19 protein-coding genes are annotated in these 16925 nt (G+C 66.4%); 7 read left to right on the top strand and 12 right to left on the bottom strand.

Annotation, left to right across the window (positions count from 1 at the left end):
• The first annotated feature begins 133 nt into the window (after positions 1-133).
• Complete coding sequence (locus tag AC13FN_RS02175) at positions 134-2212, top strand: S9 family peptidase (RefSeq protein WP_482984257.1); 2079 nt, start codon at positions 134-136, stop codon at positions 2210-2212.
• Positions 2213-2326: 114 nt separating this feature from the next.
• On the top strand, positions 2327-3583 hold the full coding sequence (locus AC13FN_RS02170) for a DUF819 family protein (RefSeq protein WP_482984258.1): 1257 nt from the start codon (positions 2327-2329) through the stop codon (positions 3581-3583).
• Positions 3584-3703: 120 nt separating this feature from the next.
• Here AC13FN_RS02170 and AC13FN_RS02165 read toward each other — a convergent pair whose 3' ends face one another.
• The 5 genes from AC13FN_RS02165 to AC13FN_RS02145 are packed head-to-tail and all read right to left on the bottom strand — an operon-like array spanning position 3704 to position 6730.
• Entirely contained in the window at positions 3704-4186 is a 483-nt protein-coding gene (locus AC13FN_RS02165) for a hypothetical protein (RefSeq protein WP_049434596.1), read from the bottom strand.
• Between the two features lie 46 nt (positions 4187-4232).
• Positions 4233-4493, bottom strand: a complete 261-nt coding sequence (minE, locus tag AC13FN_RS02160) for a cell division topological specificity factor MinE (protein ID WP_004148073.1) — start codon at positions 4491-4493, stop codon at positions 4233-4235.
• A 2-nt stretch (positions 4494-4495) separates the two neighbouring features.
• Positions 4496-5305, bottom strand: coding sequence for a septum site-determining protein MinD (gene minD / locus AC13FN_RS02155; protein ID WP_010483375.1), 810 nt, complete (start codon positions 5303-5305; stop codon positions 4496-4498).
• A gap of 37 nt (positions 5306-5342) precedes the next feature.
• Positions 5343-6188 carry a septum site-determining protein MinC gene (minC, locus tag AC13FN_RS02150; RefSeq protein WP_401741688.1) on the bottom strand — a complete coding sequence of 282 codons (846 nt, stop codon included), beginning with the start codon at positions 6186-6188 and terminating at the stop codon, positions 5343-5345.
• Positions 6134-6730, bottom strand: a complete 597-nt coding sequence (locus AC13FN_RS02145) for a GNAT family N-acetyltransferase (RefSeq protein ID WP_010483371.1) — start codon at positions 6728-6730, stop codon at positions 6134-6136. The genes minC and AC13FN_RS02145 overlap by 55 nt, the downstream gene beginning before the upstream one ends.
• Positions 6731-6881: 151 nt before the next feature.
• Here AC13FN_RS02145 and AC13FN_RS02140 point away from each other — a divergent pair, with 151 nt between their 5' ends.
• The 4 genes from AC13FN_RS02140 (at position 6882) to AC13FN_RS02125 (ending at position 10514) form a co-directional block, all read left to right on the top strand.
• Positions 6882-8090 (top strand): sensor histidine kinase, encoded by a 1209-nt coding sequence (locus AC13FN_RS02140; RefSeq protein WP_049434600.1) that lies wholly within the window; start codon positions 6882-6884, stop codon positions 8088-8090.
• Complete coding sequence (locus AC13FN_RS02135; RefSeq protein ID WP_005408537.1) at positions 8090-8731, top strand: response regulator; 642 nt, start codon at positions 8090-8092, stop codon at positions 8729-8731. The genes AC13FN_RS02140 and AC13FN_RS02135 overlap by 1 nt, the downstream gene beginning before the upstream one ends.
• Positions 8732-8965: 234 nt before the next feature.
• A complete protein-coding gene (locus tag AC13FN_RS02130) occupies positions 8966-10039 on the top strand; it encodes a polyketide cyclase (RefSeq protein ID WP_049434602.1) in 1074 nt (357 codons plus the stop codon).
• A gap of 103 nt (positions 10040-10142) precedes the next feature.
• Positions 10143-10514 carry a DUF423 domain-containing protein gene (locus tag AC13FN_RS02125; RefSeq protein ID WP_019659313.1) on the top strand — a complete coding sequence of 124 codons (372 nt, stop codon included), beginning with the start codon at positions 10143-10145 and terminating at the stop codon, positions 10512-10514.
• 194 nt (positions 10515-10708) lie between these two features.
• Here the strand turns inward: AC13FN_RS02125 and AC13FN_RS02120 are convergent, their stop codons facing one another.
• Genes AC13FN_RS02120 through AC13FN_RS02100 form a run of 5 tightly spaced genes read right to left on the bottom strand, consistent with a single transcriptional unit; the run spans position 10709 to position 13407 of the window.
• Positions 10709-11518, bottom strand: a complete 810-nt coding sequence (locus AC13FN_RS02120; protein WP_482984259.1) for a M15 family metallopeptidase — start codon at positions 11516-11518, stop codon at positions 10709-10711.
• A gap of 9 nt (positions 11519-11527) precedes the next feature.
• Positions 11528-12121: a PH domain-containing protein gene (locus tag AC13FN_RS02115; RefSeq protein ID WP_049434606.1), complete on the bottom strand. Its 594-nt coding sequence runs from the start codon at positions 12119-12121 to the stop codon at positions 11528-11530.
• A gap of 3 nt (positions 12122-12124) precedes the next feature.
• Positions 12125-12304: a DUF4177 domain-containing protein gene (locus AC13FN_RS02110; protein ID WP_010483360.1), complete on the bottom strand. Its 180-nt coding sequence runs from the start codon at positions 12302-12304 to the stop codon at positions 12125-12127.
• Positions 12301-12480, bottom strand: coding sequence for a type II toxin-antitoxin system antitoxin (locus tag AC13FN_RS02105; RefSeq protein ID WP_010483358.1), 180 nt, complete (start codon positions 12478-12480; stop codon positions 12301-12303). Before AC13FN_RS02105 ends, AC13FN_RS02110 begins: the two co-directional genes overlap by 4 nt.
• A 45-nt stretch (positions 12481-12525) precedes the next feature.
• The gene (locus AC13FN_RS02100; RefSeq protein WP_049434609.1) at positions 12526-13407 is read right to left on the bottom strand and encodes an SPFH domain-containing protein; all 882 of its coding nucleotides are present in this window, start codon (positions 13405-13407) and stop codon (positions 12526-12528) included.
• Between the two features lie 137 nt (positions 13408-13544).
• Between AC13FN_RS02100 and purT the strand changes: the two genes are divergently transcribed.
• Positions 13545-14732: a formate-dependent phosphoribosylglycinamide formyltransferase gene (gene purT, locus AC13FN_RS02095; protein WP_217015425.1), complete on the top strand. Its 1188-nt coding sequence runs from the start codon at positions 13545-13547 to the stop codon at positions 14730-14732.
• 72 nt (positions 14733-14804) lie between these two features.
• Here purT and AC13FN_RS02090 read toward each other — a convergent pair whose 3' ends face one another.
• Both AC13FN_RS02090 and AC13FN_RS02085 read right to left on the bottom strand, forming a co-directional pair.
• On the bottom strand, positions 14805-16010 hold the full coding sequence (locus AC13FN_RS02090) for an endonuclease/exonuclease/phosphatase family protein (RefSeq protein WP_482984260.1): 1206 nt from the start codon (positions 16008-16010) through the stop codon (positions 14805-14807).
• A 37-nt stretch (positions 16011-16047) separates the two neighbouring features.
• Entirely contained in the window at positions 16048-16803 is a 756-nt protein-coding gene (locus tag AC13FN_RS02085; RefSeq protein WP_049434612.1) for an arginyltransferase, read from the bottom strand.
• Positions 16804-16925: the final 122 nt, after the last annotated feature.

Below are 16925 nucleotides of genomic sequence, written 5' to 3'. Positions count from 1 at the left end.
CACTACCGCAAACCGCGCTACGGCGCGGTTTGCTGTTTCTGGCGATTGCCCGCCCGCAGGCATGACCGATGGCCTTGGCAGCCCCGGCCGCACGGGCCTAACATCGGTTTTTTGCCGTCCTGCGGAGACCCCGATGAAACTGCGTCATTCCCTGCTGCCACTGAGCCTGCTGGCCGCCCTGCCCAGCGTTGCCGCTGCCCGTGGCCTGGAAGTCCGCGACATGGTGGCCATGGACCGCGTCTCCGCGCCGGTACTGACCGCTGACGGCGGCACCGTGGTGTTCGCCAAGCGCAGCGTGGACGCCAACCTGAAGGCCTCCACCGCGCTGTTCGCACGCAACCTGCGCACCCGCGATGCGGCGCCGCCGAAGCAGATCACCCCGGCTGGCTGGAGTGTCAATTCCGCTTCGCTGTCGGCCGATGGCCAGACCGTGTACTTCCTCAGCGCCAAGAACGGCAGCCAGCAGCTGTACGCGCAGCCGATCAGCGGCGGTGCTCCGCGCCAGCTGACCGACTTCCCGGTGGACGTGGACAGCTACCACGTGTCGCCGCAGGACGACCGCGTGCTGTTCAGCGCCGGCGTGTTCCAGGCCTGCGCCTCGGACCTGGCCTGCACCGAAAAGAAGCTGAAGGATGTAGCCGGCGCCAAGGCCAGCGGCAAGGTCTTCGATTCGCTGTTCGTGCGCCACTGGGATACCTGGAACGACGGCCGCCGCAACACCCTGTTCGTGGCGCCGCTGCCGGCAGCCAAAGCCGGCGCGGTCAAGGGCGCTTCGGCGCTGAGCGCGACCATCGATGGCGACGCGCCGTCCAAGCCGTTCGGTGGCAATGACGATTTCGCGTGGTCGCCGGATGGTGCCAGCGTGGTGGCCAGCATCCGCGTGGCCGGCAAGCAGGAGCCGTGGTCGACCAACTTCGACCTGTACCGCTTCGACGCTGCGGGCAAGCAGGCACCGGTCAACCTGACCGCGTCCAACCCGGCCTGGGATGCCGGCCCGGTGTTCAGCGCCGACGGCAAGACCCTGTTCTACCGTGCGATGAAGCGCCCGGGCTCCGAAGCCGATCGCTTCGGCCTGATGGCGATGGACGTTGCCAGCGGCAAGACGCGCGAGATCGCCCCGCAGTGGGATCGTTCGGCTGGCGGCATCGCCCTGTCCGCCGACGGCGCCAGCATCTACACCACCGCCGATGACCTCGGCGAACACCCGCTGTTCCAGATCGACGTGGCCAGCGGCAAGGCCACCAAGCTGATTGGCGATGGCAGCGTTACTGCTGTCGACGTGGCCGGCAACAGCGTGGCCATCACCCGCAACAGCCTGAAGAGCAACGACCAGGTGCTGGTCGGCCTGCTGCCGGCCGCGGGCGAAGCCATCGGCGAACTGCGCGCGCTGACCCCGGCCGCTGGCGACGTGCTGAAGGACGTGTCCTTCGGCGACTACGAGCAGTTCGAGTTCAAGGGCTGGAACAACGACACCGTGCACGGCTACGTGGTCAAGCCGCACAACTACCAGGAAGGCAAGTCCTACCCGGTCGCGTTCCTGATCCACGGCGGCCCGCAGGGCAGCTTCGGCAACGGCTGGAGCTACCGCTGGAACCCGCAGACCTACGCGGGCCAGGGCTACGCGGTGGTGATGATCGATTTCCATGGTTCCACCGGCTATGGCCAGGCCTTCACCGATGCGATCAGCCAGCACTGGGGCGACCGCCCGCTGGAAGACCTGCAGAAGGGCTGGGACGCGGCGCTGAAGAAGTATTCCTTCCTCAACGGTGACAAGGCCTGTGCGCTGGGCGCCAGCTACGGCGGCTTCATGGTCAACTGGATTGCCGGCAACTGGAACAGCCCGTTCAAGTGCCTGGTCAACCATGACGGCGTGTTCGACCAGCGCATGATGGGCTACGCCACCGAAGAGCTGTGGTTCACCGAGTGGGAGCAGGGCGGTACGCCGTATCAGAAGGCCGCGAACTACGAGAAGTTCAACCCTGTCAACCACGTGGCGGACTGGAAGAAGCCGATCCTGGTCATCCACGGCCAGCAGGACTTCCGCATTCCGGTCGAGCAGGGCCTGGCCGCGTTCACCGCCGCCCAGCGCCAGGGCATCGAATCGAAGTTCCTGTACTTCCCGGATGAGAACCACTGGGTGCTGAAGCCGAACAACAGCATCCTGTGGCATGACACCGTCAATGCCTGGCTGAAGCAGCACATCGGCAACTGATGGCTGCAGCGCCGCCCTCCGGGGCGGCGCTTTTGTTTTCGCCGGTGGGTGCCGATGTTCCCGCCGGTGGGTGCCGACCGTTGGTCGGCACACCTTCGCCAACAGCAGCCGAGCATGGCTCGGCTCTACACGAGCACCTGCATGATCCAGAACGACATCGTCGTCTTCGGTTTGATCGCCGCCACCCTCGGCGCCGTGTTCTGGACCGCCTCGCGCGAGCAGGGCCTGTGGAAGCGCTTCTACACGTTCGTGCCAGCGCTGCTGCTGTGCTACCTGATTCCCGGCATCTACAACACCGTCGGCCTCATCGATGGCCAGAACACCAAGCTCTACAACCCGATCGCACGCGACATCCTGCTGCCGGCAGCGCTGATCCTGCTGACCCTGGCGGTGGACATCAAGGGCATCCTGCGGCTGGGCCCGAAGCTGGTGCTGATGTACCTGGGCGCCTCGGCCAGCATCATGCTGGGTGCGGTGGTGGCCTTCCTGTTGATGCGCGCGGTGCATCCGGAAACCGTGGCCGGTGACACCTGGGCCGGCATGGCCGCCCTGGCGGGCAGCTGGATCGGCGGCGGTGCCAACATGCTGGCGATGCGCGAAGTGTTCGACGTCAACGCAACCACCTTCGGCCAGTTCGCGGTGGTCGATGTCGGCGTGGGTTATGTATGGATGGCGGCACTGATCTTCCTGGCCGGGCGCGCAGCGAAGATTGATGCGCGCAGCGGCGCCGATACGTCGGCCATCGATGAACTGAAGGAGCGCATCGCGCGCTTCCAGGCCGAGCACGAGCGTATTCCCAGCCTGACCGACCTGATGCTGATCGTGGCGGTGGCCTTCGGTGGCGTGGGCCTGTCGCACGCCATCGGCGCGCCGCTGGCGGCGTGGTTCAAGGCCAACGTCAGCTGGGCTTCGCAGTTCAGCCTGGATGCGCCGTTCGTGTGGGTGGTGGTGCTGTCGACCTCGCTGGGCCTGAGCCTGAGCTTCACCCGTGCACGTACCCTGGAAGGGGCGGGCGCCTCGCGGCTGGGCTCGCTGCTGCTGTATTTCCTGATCGCCTGCATCGGCATGCAGATGGATCTGCTGGCGCTGCTGGATCGCCCGTGGCTGTTCCTGCTCGGCCTGATCTGGATTGCCGTGCACATCGTGCTGCTGTGGTGCCTGGGCAAGCTGCTGAAGGTGCCGTTCTTCTATTTCGCGATCGGTTCGCAATCGAACATCGGCGGCCCGGCCTCGGCGCCGGTAGTGGCGGCCGCGTTCCATCCGGCGCTGGCGCCGGTGGGCGTGCTGCTGGGCACGATGGGCTATGCCACCGGCACGTACCTGGCCTACATCGTCGGCATTACCCTGCGCGTGCTGGCCGGGCAGGGGTGATCCTGTAGAGCCGAGCCCATGCTCGGCTGCTTTTGGCTTTGCATTCGCGCTCGTAACAGCGAAGAGCAGCCGAGCATGGGCTCGGCTCTACAGTAGATCCACGCCATGTGTGGATGGCGGTTACGCCGCCTGCAGCAACCCGCGTTCGATCAACCACGCCCGCGCATCCTCGGCGTCCTGTTCAAACCACGCCTTGGTAGACCCCAGCCGATACGTATACCCCCAGGCATCCATGTCGGCCATCAGCCGCGCACTGCCAACACCCGGCAGCTGCCCGGCCAGCACGATCTGCAGGTAGCAAGTGGCATCTTCCTCGGCCACCGAGTCGGTGGCGTCGGTGTGCACCTGCGCACGCCGCTCCGGCGGCAGCACGATCAGGTGGCAGGCTTCGTGCAGCATCGAATGTACGGGCGTGTCGTCGCGCACGTACACGTTGCTGGCGATGATGCCGGCCTCGGGCTCGCCCCAGTAGCTGCCGGGAATGGGTTCACCAGCCGCGACGTGGTGCAGCCGCAGCCCATGCGCGGCGAGCAGGCGCTGCGCATCGGCGAAGGCGATGTCGCCCACGCAGGTGATGTCCACGGCGGTTGTCGTATCGGTCATGCGGGTCGGGCAGCCCCGCCCATGCAGGCACGGGCGGGGCGGGGGATCAGGGTTTGTCCGGGCCTTCAGGCAGCGCCACGGAGATGTCCAGCACGTCGTGCTGGCCATCCTTCACCAGGTCGACCTTCACCGCATCGACGTCGATGTTCACGTACTTCTTGATCACTTCCAGCAGCTCACGCTGCAGCAGCGGCAGGTAATCGGGGCCGCCACGGTTGCTGCGTTCCTGCGCGATGATGATCTGCAGGCGGTTCTTGGCGGTTTCGGCGGTGGTCTTCTTCGCTTTGAGGAAATCAAACAGGCCCATGCTTACCCTCCGAACAGCTTGCTGAAGAAGCCCTTCTTCTCGACGTTGGTGAAGCGCATCGGGCGTTCTTCGCCGAGGATGCGCGCGACGGCGTCGTCGTAGGCCTGGCCGGCAGCGGACTCGACATCCAGGATGACCGGCTCGCCCTTGTTGGAGGCGTTGAGCACGTCACCCGACTCGGGGATCACGCCAATCGCCTTCAGGCCTAGCACTTCCTCGACGTCGGCGATGCTGAGCATCTCGCCACTTTCCACGCGCAGCGGCGTGTAGCGGGTCAGCAGCAGGAAGGCCGGCACGTCCTGGCCGGACTCGGCCTTGTGGGTCTTCGAATCGAGCAGGCCGATGATGCGGTCCGAGTCGCGCACCGACGACACTTCCGGGTTTACCACCACCACGGCGCGGTCGGCGAAGTACATCGCCAGGAAGGCGCCCTTCTCGATGCCGGCCGGGGAGTCGCAGATGATGTAATCGAAACCGTCGGCGGCCAGGTCCTTCAGGACCTTGCCCACGCCTTCCTGGGTCAGTGCGTCCTTGTCGCGGGTCTGCGAGGCGGCCAGCACGTACAGGTTCTCGAAGCGCTTGTCCTTGATCAGGGCCTGCTTGAGGGTCGCTTCGCCGTGCACGACGTTGACGAAGTCGTACACCACGCGGCGTTCGCAGCCCATGATCAGGTCGAGGTTGCGCAGGCCGACGTCGAAGTCGATCACCGCCACCTTCTTGCCGCGCCGTGCCAGGCCGCAGGCCAGGCTCGCGCTGGAAGTGGTCTTGCCGACGCCGCCCTTGCCGGAGGTGACTACGATGATTTCAGCCAAAGGACTTCTCCTGGTTCTGCATGAGTTTGGAGCTGCGTCAGTCCAGCGCAGCGATCTTGATCTGGTCCTGTTCCAGCCACACCTGCACGGCTTTGCCGCGCAGGTTGTCCGGGACATCGTCCAGTACCTTGTAGTGGCCTGCAATGGCCACCAGTTCCGCATGGAAATCACGGCAGAAAATGCGTGCCGCGGTGTTGCCCTGGGCCCCTGCCAGCGCGCGGCCGCGCAGGGTGCCGTAGATATGGATGCTGCCGTCGGCGATGACTTCGGCGCCGGCACCGACGGTGGCCATCACGGTCAGGTCGCAGTTCTCAGCGTACAGCTGCTGGCCCGAACGCACGTTGCCCAGCTGCATGCGGCCCGGCTGCGGTGCGGCGGCGTCGGCGACCTTGGCCACCGGCGTGGCCGGCGCCGGCTTCGGTTCGGCACGGGCCGCGCGACGCGGTTCCGGCGCGGGCGGCGGCGGAGCCGGCTCGGCCTCGGCACGCTCGTACTGGGCGCGGAATTTGGCCAGCAGGGGCAGCCCGAGCTGTTGCGAGAGCAGGTCGACCGCGCTGGTGCCATAGGCCAGCGCCACCGGCAGCACGCCGGCACTGCGCAGGCCATCGACCAGCGCCTGCGCGGTGGCCACGTCCGGCACGTGGCTCAGGCCGCCGAAGTCGAGGATCACCGCGGCGCGGCCGAACAGTTTCGGCGCACGGGTGACGCGTTCGCGCATTTCCTGCACGAGGCGTTCGACATCAAGGGTACGGATGCGCAGGTTGGCGATGCCCACCTGGCCGATCTTCAGTTCACCGGCCTGTTCGTAATCGAAATTCACCGCCACGCTCAGGTCCCCGTCGGCCGCTGTGCCTGCGCCGGCAGCTGCCGGGCACGTGTCCATGCCACATCCGGCAGCTTGCCGCCGTAGGTCTCCTGGACCCACGGGTAGCTGCACAGTTCCTTGGCCAGCATGCTGGCGCGCACATCGACCTGCGGCATGGTGTTCTGGCCCAGCTCGCGGAAGCCGAAGCTGCCGTGGAAGAGCAGGGCGGCATCGGCGCCATGGTCGAGGAAGACTTCGCAGGTCATCTGCGGGTAGCGCAGCTCGGCGAAGCTCTGCGCGTCGGCATAGAACGCACGGCCGACGCCACCGCCACGACGGCGGCTGGCGACCACGATGCGGTCGATATAGAAGAACGGGGTGTCAAGCTGCTGCTTGAACCAGGCGAAGTTGCTGCTGTCGTGCTGGCTGTCGCTGCCGAAGCCGATCAGGAAACCGGCCAGGTTGCCGTCGCGCTCGGCGACGCGGAAATACTCAGCGGTTTCGTAGAACAGGCGCAGGCGGGCCGCATCCAGGGGAAGGATGGCCAGGCCAGCGTTGTTGTTCAAAGCCAGGACGGAATCGAGCTCGTGCTCGCGCACGTCGCGGATGACAATCGACATTGTGACTCCGTGGGGTAACGCGGTTGGTCCGTCAAATTGGACCCTGCGCACGATTATTGCATGCCCGGGGTGGGCTGCGGCATGAACAGGGGATATGCCCGGGCATGACTTTCGGCGCTTGGGAGCGGGCGCGCACGGGCTACGATGGGTCATGCTGGCCCGACTGAACCACAATGCGATGCTGCGCTACTCCGGGTTGTTCACCTGGGGCACCGTCGGCCTATGGCTTGCGATCTACCTGATCGACCCGGCCTCGCTGACCCTGGAGAACCTGGATGGCGACGTTGGTTTCCGGATCATCCCCTGGGCCTCGGCCTACCTCGCCTTCGGCGTTGTCTACTGGGTACTGACCCGTTCGCTGGGCGAGAGCCGTCCCGGCATCTTCGACCATGCCGCGTTGATCCTGCTGACTGCCTGTGCGATCGGCGTGAGCTATTTCTCCGGCACCGCACTGGGCAGCATCCTGTTGATGGTGGTGGCCGGCCTGCTGCCCTGGTTGCTGGGGCCGCGTATCGGCGTGGTCTGGCTGGTTGCCAGCAACCTTGCCGTGCTGCCGGTCTACATCCAGCCACTGGGCTTTCCGCCGGCCATCGCTGTGCTGCAGGCGGTGGGATACATGGGGTTCTCCAGCTTCGTGTTCGTGATCGCGCTGGTGGCCCGCCGCCAGGCCGAGGCGCGCGAGGAGCAGCGCCGCCTGAATGCCGAGCTGCGTGCGACCCGCGCCCTGCTGGCCGAAAGTGCCCGGGTCAACGAGCGCACGCGCATTTCGCGTGAGCTGCACGACCTCCTGGGGCATCAGCTGACTGCGCTGACCCTGAACCTGGAAGTGGCCGGTCACCTGGCCGAGGGCAAGGCGCTGGAGCACGTGAAGCGTTCCCACGCACTGGCCAAGCTGCTGCTGGGCAACGTGCGCGAGGTGGTCAGCCAGCTGCGCGAGACCGGCGCCATCGACCTGGCTGCCGCACTGCGGCCGCTGACCGAGAACGTGCCCTCGCTGGACATCCAGCTGGAGATCGAGGATCCGCTGAACGTGGAAGACCCGCAGCGGGCCCACGTATTGCTGCGCTGCACCCAGGAGATCATCACCAACACGGTGCGCCACGCCGGTGCACGCCATCTGTGGATACGGGTGTACCGTGAAGCCCCCGATCGGGTGGTGGTGGAGGCCCGCGACGATGGCGTCGGTGCGGAAATGCTCAATGTGGGCAATGGCTTGCGCGGCATGCGCGAGCGCCTGCAACAATGTGGTGGCCAGCTGCAGGTCGAGACCCGGCCCGGTGAAGGCTTCCGGTTGCGGGCGACGGTGCCGGCAACGGTGCTGGTGGCCGCCCTTACCAAGGTTCCTGAAGGAGTGCGTTGATGATTCGCGTCTGCCTGGTCGACGACCAAACCCTGGTGCGGCAGGGAATCCGCTCCCTGCTGGCGCTCGACGACGGTATCGAGGTGGTGGCCGAGGCCGGCGATGGCCGGCAGGCGGTCGAGCTGATACCGCAGGTGCGTCCCGACGTGGTGCTGATGGACATGCGCATGCCGGTGATGTCCGGGCTGGAGGCGCTGCAGGTGCTGTCGCGCCAGGAGCAGCTGCCGCCGACCATCATCCTCACCACCTTCGACGACGACCAGCTGGTGCTGGCCGGGCTCAAGGCCGGTGCCAAGGGCTACCTGCTCAAGGACGTGACCCTGGCGCAGCTGGTCGGTGCCATCCGCACCGTGGCCGAAGGCGGTTCGCTGGTGCAGCCGGCCGTGACCCAGCGCCTGCTGTCCGGCCTGGAGCACATGCGCAACGAGTTCGTCAGCCTTGACCGGCCGGACCCGTTGACCGACCGCGAGACCGAGATCCTGCGCCTGATGGCCAGTGGCTTCTCCAACAAGGAGATCGCCAATTCGCTGGGTGTGGCCGAAGGCACCATCAAGAACCACGTGTCCAACATCCTGTCCAAGCTGGGCGTGCGCGACCGTACGCGTGCCGTACTGAAGGCGTTCGAGCTTCAGCTGGTCTGAGGAAAACCTTTTCAGGACAATGACTTGAGGCCCAGGCATGGCCCTCGGGTGGGGTTGCCCCCTACTTCACGGGTATCGGTATGCGGTACCCTTCGAATTCTTTGTCCATACAAATACGCAGCCGGCAGGGAAACCGGTGCGCCAATCCCGATAAACAATGCCCGCGAAGCCTGCTAGGATTGGCGCTTCGCTTCAATCAACCCGGCCGTGGGATCGGCCCCGGAGACTCTCTGAATGACCCGTATTATCGAGTTCCTGATCGCCTTGGGGATCGTGGCTGGCCTGTTCGTCATCATTGGCGTATGTCTGCCGGGCGAGCGTCACATCACCGAAAGCATCGAGACCAACCGCAAGATGACGATCGTGTACGACACGGTCAGCAGCCTGCGCCGCTTCAAGGACTGGAACCCGCTGGTACTGCGCGATCCCGCCGTTGAACTGAAGCTGTCCGGCCCGGCCTCCGGCGTCGGTGCCACTCTCGACTTCACCTCCAAGGACCTGGGCACCGGTTCCTGGAAGATCACCGAAGCCGAAGAGAACAAGCGTGTTGCGATCGCCATCGATGACGCCACCAAGGGTCACGACAAGATCACCACCTTCACGCTGGAGCCGACCGGCAAGGGTGGCCGCAACGTCAAGATCACCCAGGACTACTCGGTGAAGTACGGCTTCGACCTGTTCGGCCGTTACGCAGGCCTGTATGTCAGCCGCCAGATCGGCGACGACATCAAGATGGGTCTGTCGCGTATGGCCAACATGCTGGCCAGCGTCCCGAACGTGGACTACCGCACCCCGGAAGCCCCGCTGACCGATCTGGCCATCGTCGATGTGCCGGCTGAAGACCTGCTGGTCGTCAATGCCGGTAACGTGGACCGCGGTCAGGACACGATCACCAAGTCCATCAAGGACAACCAGGAGTGGATCAAGCGCGTGATGGAGGCCAATGGCCTTGAAGCCGCCGGTCCGTTCCGCATCATCACCACCGATTTCGGTCAGGAGAAGTACGCCTTCGACATCGCCCAGCCGGTGAAGAAGAAGGGTGCTGAAGGTGCTACCGCTGAAGAGCTGACCGTCAAGATCGACGGTGGCGCTCCGGTCAAGTACGTGCACGTGGCTCCGCACCGTTCGGCGCATGCGGCCTACACCGGCCACATGGCGGGTCTGGACGTGGCCCGCAACGGCCTGCGTGCATGGGCTGTGACCAACGGTTCGGAAGTGATCGATCGCCCGTATGAAACCTGGAAGGACGGCCTGGACAAGTCGTTCACCCCGGAAGCGACCTACGACATCTACTGGGCCGTCAAGTAAGCCTCGGCTGACCCATGTAGTGTTGGATACGAAAACGCGCCGCTCATTGCGGCGCGTTTTTTTTCATCTGGCGCCCGGCAAGGGCGCTGCGCAAGGAGCCCACATGTTCAATCTCGAACGTCGCGCACGTAAGCCTTCGCTGCTGGCCTGCCTGGGTGCGCTGCTGGCCGCGGCCTCGATCGGCCTGTCGGCCTATGCCTCGCACGGTGTGGCCGACCCGCTGGCGCAGCAGCATCTGAACATGGCGGCGCTGTATGCGTTCGCGCATGGTGCGGTACTGGTGGCGCTCGGACCGCGCGCGCAGGGAGCGATCGCGCACCTGGCGCTGTACGTGCTGCTGCTGGGAGTGCTGCTGTTTTCCGGCAGCCTGGTGGGCGGTGCGTTGTGGCAGTGGCCGACGCGGATGGCGCCGATTGGTGGCACCAGCATGATGGCCGGATGGGTGTTGCTGGCGATCAATGCGTTGAGGCGGTAACGGTAGCGGAGAGCGACCAAGCACGACACCGCTGCGCCGTCAGCTTCTGTAGAGCCGAGCCATGCTCGGCTTCGAGCGAAGCGATCCGCTCCTGCTTTTGCTCTCTTGTTCCATTCCGTGGCGGACGCACGCGGAATAATTCCATCCCGCCCGCGGCCATGCGCTGACCGCTCCAGGCTTTCGCCACGAGGGGCTCAGCCGTTGGCCGGTTTCCAGCACCAGTGCCAGGGTTCGTAGACGATGCCGTGCGGGTTGTCGCGCGGGTAGCTCAGCTGGAAGCCATGCCCGCCCGCATGTGCCTGCAGCCACGCGAACGCGTCGGTGGTTTCGAAGGTCTCTTTGGCGGGAGCATCGCCGGGCGTACCAATGTCCAGCGCGTGGCCGCTGTGGTGTTCGCTGAACCCCGGTGCGGCATTCACCTTCAGGATCTCTACCACGCTCAAGCCGCGCGCCAGTTTCCGTTCGAAGATGCCCAGCTGGTAGGCATGACTGCGGAAGCCGGAGATCGCGTCCAGCGCAATTCCGTCCTGTGCCGCGTGCAGTCGCATCCGCCGCCAGCCCTGCGCGGCGCCACGGCGCAGCCACAACGGGCGTGCGAAGCGGTCGCGACCGGCGAAGTGCAGCAGGCACGGTTCGGATTCCAGCGGCAAGCCGCTGCCGTCTGCGTAGCGCTGTGCATCCAGGCCAAGCTGCTGCAGGCGCTGCTGCAACCCGGCCAGCGGCAGCCATTGATCTTCCAGTCCGGCGCCGAACGGCCGCGCTGCCGCGGCATCCAGCAGCGCCAGAGCTTCCTCGACCCCGGGCTCGCGTGGCAGGCGCGGCACCATGGCGTGCACACCCTGCGCCAGTACCGCCGCCAGGTAGCGGCCATCGCGCTTGCGCCGCAGCACCCAGTGCGCCTGCGACAGCAGGCGTGCATCCAGGTTGCTGCGTGCACGCAGCAGGTGGGCGGGCCACAGCTCGATGGCCTCGGTATTGATCAGCAGGGGGGCGCGTCGTTGCATCGCCGCAGCTTACTGCCGTGGCGCCGACGCGGCCACCTTGCGCAGTGCATCGAGCAGCGCCTGCGGCCGGTCCACGCTGAGCAGCAGCGTGCTGCCATCACTGACCGGCAGGGCGAGGACGCGCGCACGGTCGGTGACCAGGGCGAAGCCCTTGCCGCCGCCCTGCAGGCGGAAGTGGCCCGAGTAGAAGCCCGGCATTGAATAGCCATTGGTTTTGACACGGATGCCGTAGCGGCGGTCACGCTGCAGGTCGACCACCTCGGCCTGGTCCAGCCGCAGCTGCGCCACTGGCACGCGCCGCCGATACATCGTCGAGCGCACGTCCAGCACGTTGCCGGCCAGCGCCACGCGGCGGCGGAAGAATGCGGCTCCCAGCCCGACAGCGAGTACAGCGATGACGATCAGGCTCCATGCCGCACTGCCGCCCATCCGGAACCAGGGCGGCGACAGCGTTACTTCGATCCAGGGTGCGCTTGCCGGTGCCTTGTACAGCTGCGCGTACAGGCAGGCCACGAAGGCAGCCAGCAGCGGCAGCACGATCCAGAGCACGCGCAGCGGCGAGCTCTCGGCCACGTCAAAGGGTTTGGGGTCGCTGCCGCCCATGGTTCAGGCCTCCTTCTTGAACACCAGCATCGCCGGGCGCATCGGGGCCGGGATGATGACGTTGACCAGTTCCCAGCCAAGCTGGCCCTGGCGGGTCAGTTCACTCTGGATGTCCTCGGCCTTCAGGGTGCCCATCATCGTGGTCTTCACTTCGATCGTCTGGTAACTCCAGCGCGTGCTCATTCCTTGTCCTCTGGCGATGGCGTGGGTTTCGGCAGGCGTCCTGCCCTGCGCAGGGCGTCGCGCAGCACGTATTCGATCTGCGCGTTGAGGCTGCGCAGCTCGTCGTCGGCCCAGCGCTGCGCCGCGGCCAGGACCTCGGCGTTGATGCGCAGCGGATAGGCTTTCTTCTCACTCATGAAAACTCCTGGCGGGGCGGTGGGGCGCCCCGTTGCGAGGGTGGTTCAGTACAGCGAACCGGCGTTGACGATCGGCTGGGTGCCGCGGTCCGAGCACAGCACGGTCAGCAGGTTGCTGACCATGTGCGCCTTGCGTTCCTCGTCCAGCTCAACCACGCCGTTCTTCTGCAGTTCGGCCAGGGCCATTTCGACCATGCCGACCGCACCGGCCACGATGCGCGTGCGTGCAGCGATCACGGCGTTGGCCTGCTGCCGCTGCAGCATCGCCTGGGCGATTTCAGCGGCGTAGGCCAGGTGGCTGATGCGCGCGTCGATCACCTGCACGCCGGCATCGGCCAGGCGCTCGGCCAGCTCGTTCTTCAGGTGCTGGGAGATCTCGCTGGCATGGCTGCGCAGCGCCAGCTGGCCGTCCTCGTGCTGGTCGTAGGGATAGCTGGTGGCCATCGCACGCAGCGCGGATTCGGACTGGATGTGCACGAAGCTCTCGTAGTCGTCCACGTTGTAGACCGCTTCGGAGGCGTCGATCACCTGCCAGACGATTACCGCGGCGATCTCGATTGGGCTGCCGTCCAGCTCGTTGACCTTCAGCTTGCCGCTCTCGAAGTTGCGCACGCGCTGGCTGACCCGGCGCTTGGCGTAGAAGGGGTTGTTCCAGCGCAGGCCGTTGTCCTTGACGGTGCCGACGTACTTGCCGAACAGGCTCAGCACGGCCGCCTGGTTGGGCTGGATGGTGTACAGGCCGGCCAGGATGAAGACCGCGGCAGCGACCACCAGCACGCCGGCCAGCATCAGCAGCAGGTTGGGCGAGCCGGTGCTGGCCTTGGCCGCCACCCCCAGCACGAACAGCGCGCCGCCGGCCAGCGCAGCCAGCAGGGATCCGGCCAGGGTGCCGAGGCCGTTGAGGGAGGCAAGCGACTTCTCTTTCATGGCGGTACGTCCTTGAGGGTTCGAAGTGAAGATATCAAAGTGATATCACTTGTCGACTACCGTTCGTCGGATGCCATGACCCGGGTGCCCGGCCAGCTAGAATGCCCACCCGCCTTCACATCGCTGCTGGAACTGCCATGGCCAAGCTTGGAACTCCGTTGTCCCCCTCCGCCACCCGCGTGCTGCTGCTGGGCTCGGGCGAACTCGGCAAGGAGGTGGCCATCGAGCTGCAGCGGCTGGGCGTGGAAGTGATCGCCGCCGACCGTTACGCCGACGCCCCGGCGATGCAGGTCGCACACCGCTCGCACGTGATCGACATGCTGGACGCGATGGCCCTGCGCGCGCTGATCGCCCAGGAGCAGCCGCACCTGGTAGTGCCGGAGATCGAGGCCATCCACACCGAGACCCTGGTCCAGCTGGAACAGGAGCAGGGCCTGCGGGTGATCCCGACCGCGCGTGCTGCACGCCTGACCATGGACCGCGAAGGCATCCGCCGCCTGGCCGCCGAGACCCTGGGCCTGCCGACCTCGCCGTACCGCTTCGTCGATACCGAGGCCGAATACCGCGCCGCCGTGGCCGCCATCGGCCTGCCGTGCGTGGTCAAGCCGGTGATGTCCTCCTCGGGCAAGGGCCAGAGCACCCTGCGCAGCGAGGCGGACATCGCCCCGGCGTGGGACTACGCGCAGACCGGTGGCCGCGCCGGTGCGGGCCGCTGCATCGTCGAAGGTTTCATCGATTTCGATTACGAGATCACCCTGCTGACCGTGCGCCACGCCGGCGGCACCTCGTTCTGCGCACCGATCGGCCACCTGCAGAAGGACGGCGACTATCGCGAAAGCTGGCAGCCGCAGCCGATGTCGAGCGCGGCACTGGCGCGCGCGGAAGAGATCTCGCGCGCGATCACCGACGACCTCGGTGGCTGGGGCCTGTTCGGTGTCGAGCTGTTCGTGAAGGGCGACGAAGTGTGGTTCAGCGAAGTGTCGCCGCGCCCGCACGACACTGGCCTGGTGACGCTGGTATCGCAGGAGCTGAGCGAGTTCGCGCTGCACGCGCGCGCCATCCTCGGCCTGCCGATTCCGGTGATCCGCCAGAGCGGCTCGTCGGCCTCGTGCGCGCTGCTGGCGCACGGCGAGGGCGTGCCGTACTTCAACAACGTCGCCGCCGCCCTGCAGGTGCCGGACACCGCCGTGCGCCTGTTCGGCAAGCCGAGCGTGCACGGCCATCGCCGCGTGGGCGTGACCCTGGCGCGCGCTGAAACGATCGACGAAGCACGCGCCATCTCGCGTGATGCCGCCGACGCCATCGGCGTCGAACTGCGCCCGTAAAGCAAAAAAGGGGACGGAGGGGATTAAGTCGTTTGTGGCACAAACGACTTAATCCCCTCCGTCCCCTTTTTATTACTTCACATCCACCCACACCAGGTGGTGGTCGCTGCCGTCGGCGATCTTCGCCTCCGGGCTTTCATTGGCCGGCCAGAAGATGCCGCTGCCGATGTACTCGAAACCGGTCGAGGGCAGTACGTAGTCCAGGCGCATGGTGCCGGACTTCGGGCCGAAATCGCCGGTGGCGTGGAACGGCGCGCCCTTGCGCTCGATGCCCTTGGCCGCATAGGCCAGGCTGGTCTGCTCGCCGCCGATGCTGCGCGGGGTGGGGTAGCGCAGCACGCGGGCATTCTCGATCAGCTCGACGATCGCCTCATGGCGGCCATCGCCATCGACCGGGTCGTTGTTGAGGTCGCCGAGGATCACGAAGCGCGCGTCCTGCGCCAGGCCGCCGCACTGGCCCTTGTCGTCGCACAGCCACGGCTTGTCACCCTTGGACAGGTATTCCTGCCACAGGCGCAGCTCGTCGTGGTTGCGCGCGGCGTTGCGCTTTTCCGGGCCGTCGAACACCGGCGGGGTCGGGTGCGAAACCAGCGCGTGGACCACGCCGGCCGGGGTCTTCACCGGCACGTCCCAATGCGACTTCGACGACAGCCGCAGCTGCGACCACGCGTGGTCGTTGTAGAAGCTCTTGCCGGTGCGCGGGTCAACCGGACGGATCGCGCCGGGCATCGCGCTCCACTTCAACAGCTGGAAGCTGCGCACCTTGGCTTCATCGATCGGGTAGCGCGACAGCACCAGCATGCCGTACTGGCCCGGGTGCAGGCCGTAGCCCCACGCATCGTTGCCGCGGCTGCGGCCTTCGCCGCCGACCACGCCGTTGTTGTCCAGGTCCAGGCCACTGGGCACGCCGGTATTGACCGGGGCCAGATAGCGGTAGGCGAAGTGCAGCGGCTTGCCGCCGCCGGGCTGGGCCACTTCCAGGTAGCGCTTCTGGAACAGGTCGGCGGCGCGATGGGCGTCGTCGAAGTCGAACTCGTTCAGCAGCACCAGGTCCGGGCGCACCTGCTGCAGTACCGCGGCGATCTTGCGCGCGTGCTCGCTGTCGCCTTCCAGCTCCTTGATCAGGCCACCGGCGTCGTCGGAGTACAGCGAGGTGTTGTAGGTGGCCAGGCGCAGTGCTGTGGACGGCTTTTCGGTCATCGCGGGGGACGTGGCGAAGGCGGGGGCGGTGGCGCCGCAGAGCAGGGCCAGGGCGAGGATCAGGGGTTTGGCGTTCATCCCCCTATTCTGCACCCGGCCCGGTGTCAGCGGTTTGTCAGCGCCCGTCCAGTTCGTTGTCGAAATCGTGCCAGCGGCGGCCATCGTAGGCCTCCAGCGGATGGAAGCGGCGCTTGTAGTCCATCTTCTGGTGGCCGCGGATCCAGTAGCCTAGGTACACGTGTGGCAGGCCCTCGCGGCGCGCCCATTCAATCTGCTGCAGGATCGCGAAGGTGCCCAGCCCGCGCGCGGCGTGGTCCGGGTCGAAGAACGTGTAGACCGCCGACAGGCCGTGCTCGGTGACGTCGGTCACCGCCACCCCCAGCAGTTGGCTGGGCTGGCCGTCGTGGCCGGGCAGGCGCATTTCCATGAAACGGGTGTGCGACCAGCTGCCGATCAGGAACTGCTCGAACTCGTGCGGGCCATGGTCGTCCATGCCGCCGTTGGCGTGGCGGTGGGTGAGATAACGGTGGTACAGCGCGAACAGGTCGTCACGGGCGGTGGCGGCGGTGATCCGCACCTCCAGGTCGTCATTGCGGGCGGCACAACGGCGCTGGCTGCGGTCCGGGGCGAAGCGGGCCACGGGGATGCGCACTGCCACGCAGGCCTGGCAGTGCGCGCAGTGCGGCCGGTAGACCAGGTCGCCGCTGCGGCGGAAGCCCCAGCTCAGTGCCAGCGGATAGAGGGCGCCGAGGCGGCGGTCGTTCGGGTCCAGCACCAGGTCGCGTGCCACCCGGTCCGACCAGTACCCGCAGGGGTGCTCGCCGGTCTGGAAAAGTCGCAGTTCGTCGTCTCTGTCGCCATGCATCGCCATGGGCACAGCATAGCCCCAGGTTGTCGCAGTGGCGGCGACTGTCCGCCGGATGAATGGAACCGGCAGCGGCGTCAACCGATGTCGCGCCCGGGCGTTGTTGTCCCCCGAGGGTGAAGTGATCA

The organism is Stenotrophomonas sp. 115C5 (assembly GCF_056861055.1).
The sequence above is the reverse complement of the archived record's forward strand: the minus strand, read 5'-3'. Positions and strand labels throughout refer to the sequence as shown.

Excerpts from the sequence above, each read along its gene's own strand:
- minE (WP_004148073.1), bottom strand. The coding sequence starts at position 4,493 with ATGGGCCTGTTTGATTTCCTCAAAGCGAAGAAGACCACCGCCGAAACC.
- AC13FN_RS02175 (WP_482984257.1), top strand. The coding sequence starts at position 134 with ATGAAACTGCGTCATTCCCTGCTGCCACTGAGCCTGCTGGCCGCCCTG.
- AC13FN_RS02135 (WP_005408537.1), top strand. The coding sequence starts at position 8,090 with ATGATTCGCGTCTGCCTGGTCGACGACCAAACCCTGGTGCGGCAGGGA.
- AC13FN_RS02090 (WP_482984260.1), bottom strand. The coding sequence starts at position 16,010 with ATGAACGCCAAACCCCTGATCCTCGCCCTGGCCCTGCTCTGCGGCGCC.
- AC13FN_RS02115 (WP_049434606.1), bottom strand. The coding sequence starts at position 12,121 with ATGGGCGGCAGCGACCCCAAACCCTTTGACGTGGCCGAGAGCTCGCCG.
- AC13FN_RS02170 (WP_482984258.1), top strand. The coding sequence starts at position 2,327 with ATGGCTCGGCTCTACACGAGCACCTGCATGATCCAGAACGACATCGTC.
- AC13FN_RS02085 (WP_049434612.1), bottom strand. The coding sequence starts at position 16,803 with ATGGCGATGCATGGCGACAGAGACGACGAACTGCGACTTTTCCAGACC.
- AC13FN_RS02105 (WP_010483358.1), bottom strand. The coding sequence starts at position 12,480 with ATGAGTGAGAAGAAAGCCTATCCGCTGCGCATCAACGCCGAGGTCCTG.
- purT (WP_217015425.1), top strand. The coding sequence starts at position 13,545 with ATGGCCAAGCTTGGAACTCCGTTGTCCCCCTCCGCCACCCGCGTGCTG.
- AC13FN_RS02100 (WP_049434609.1), bottom strand. The coding sequence starts at position 13,407 with ATGAAAGAGAAGTCGCTTGCCTCCCTCAACGGCCTCGGCACCCTGGCC.
- AC13FN_RS02145 (WP_010483371.1), bottom strand. The coding sequence starts at position 6,730 with ATGTCGATTGTCATCCGCGACGTGCGCGAGCACGAGCTCGATTCCGTC.
- AC13FN_RS02125 (WP_019659313.1), top strand. The coding sequence starts at position 10,143 with ATGTTCAATCTCGAACGTCGCGCACGTAAGCCTTCGCTGCTGGCCTGC.
- AC13FN_RS02165 (WP_049434596.1), bottom strand. The coding sequence starts at position 4,186 with ATGACCGATACGACAACCGCCGTGGACATCACCTGCGTGGGCGACATC.
- AC13FN_RS02120 (WP_482984259.1), bottom strand. The coding sequence starts at position 11,518 with ATGCAACGACGCGCCCCCCTGCTGATCAATACCGAGGCCATCGAGCTG.
- AC13FN_RS02140 (WP_049434600.1), top strand. The coding sequence starts at position 6,882 with ATGCTGGCCCGACTGAACCACAATGCGATGCTGCGCTACTCCGGGTTG.
- AC13FN_RS02110 (WP_010483360.1), bottom strand. The coding sequence starts at position 12,304 with ATGAGCACGCGCTGGAGTTACCAGACGATCGAAGTGAAGACCACGATG.
- minC (WP_401741688.1), bottom strand. The coding sequence starts at position 6,188 with ATGGACACGTGCCCGGCAGCTGCCGGCGCAGGCACAGCGGCCGACGGG.
- AC13FN_RS02130 (WP_049434602.1), top strand. The coding sequence starts at position 8,966 with ATGACCCGTATTATCGAGTTCCTGATCGCCTTGGGGATCGTGGCTGGC.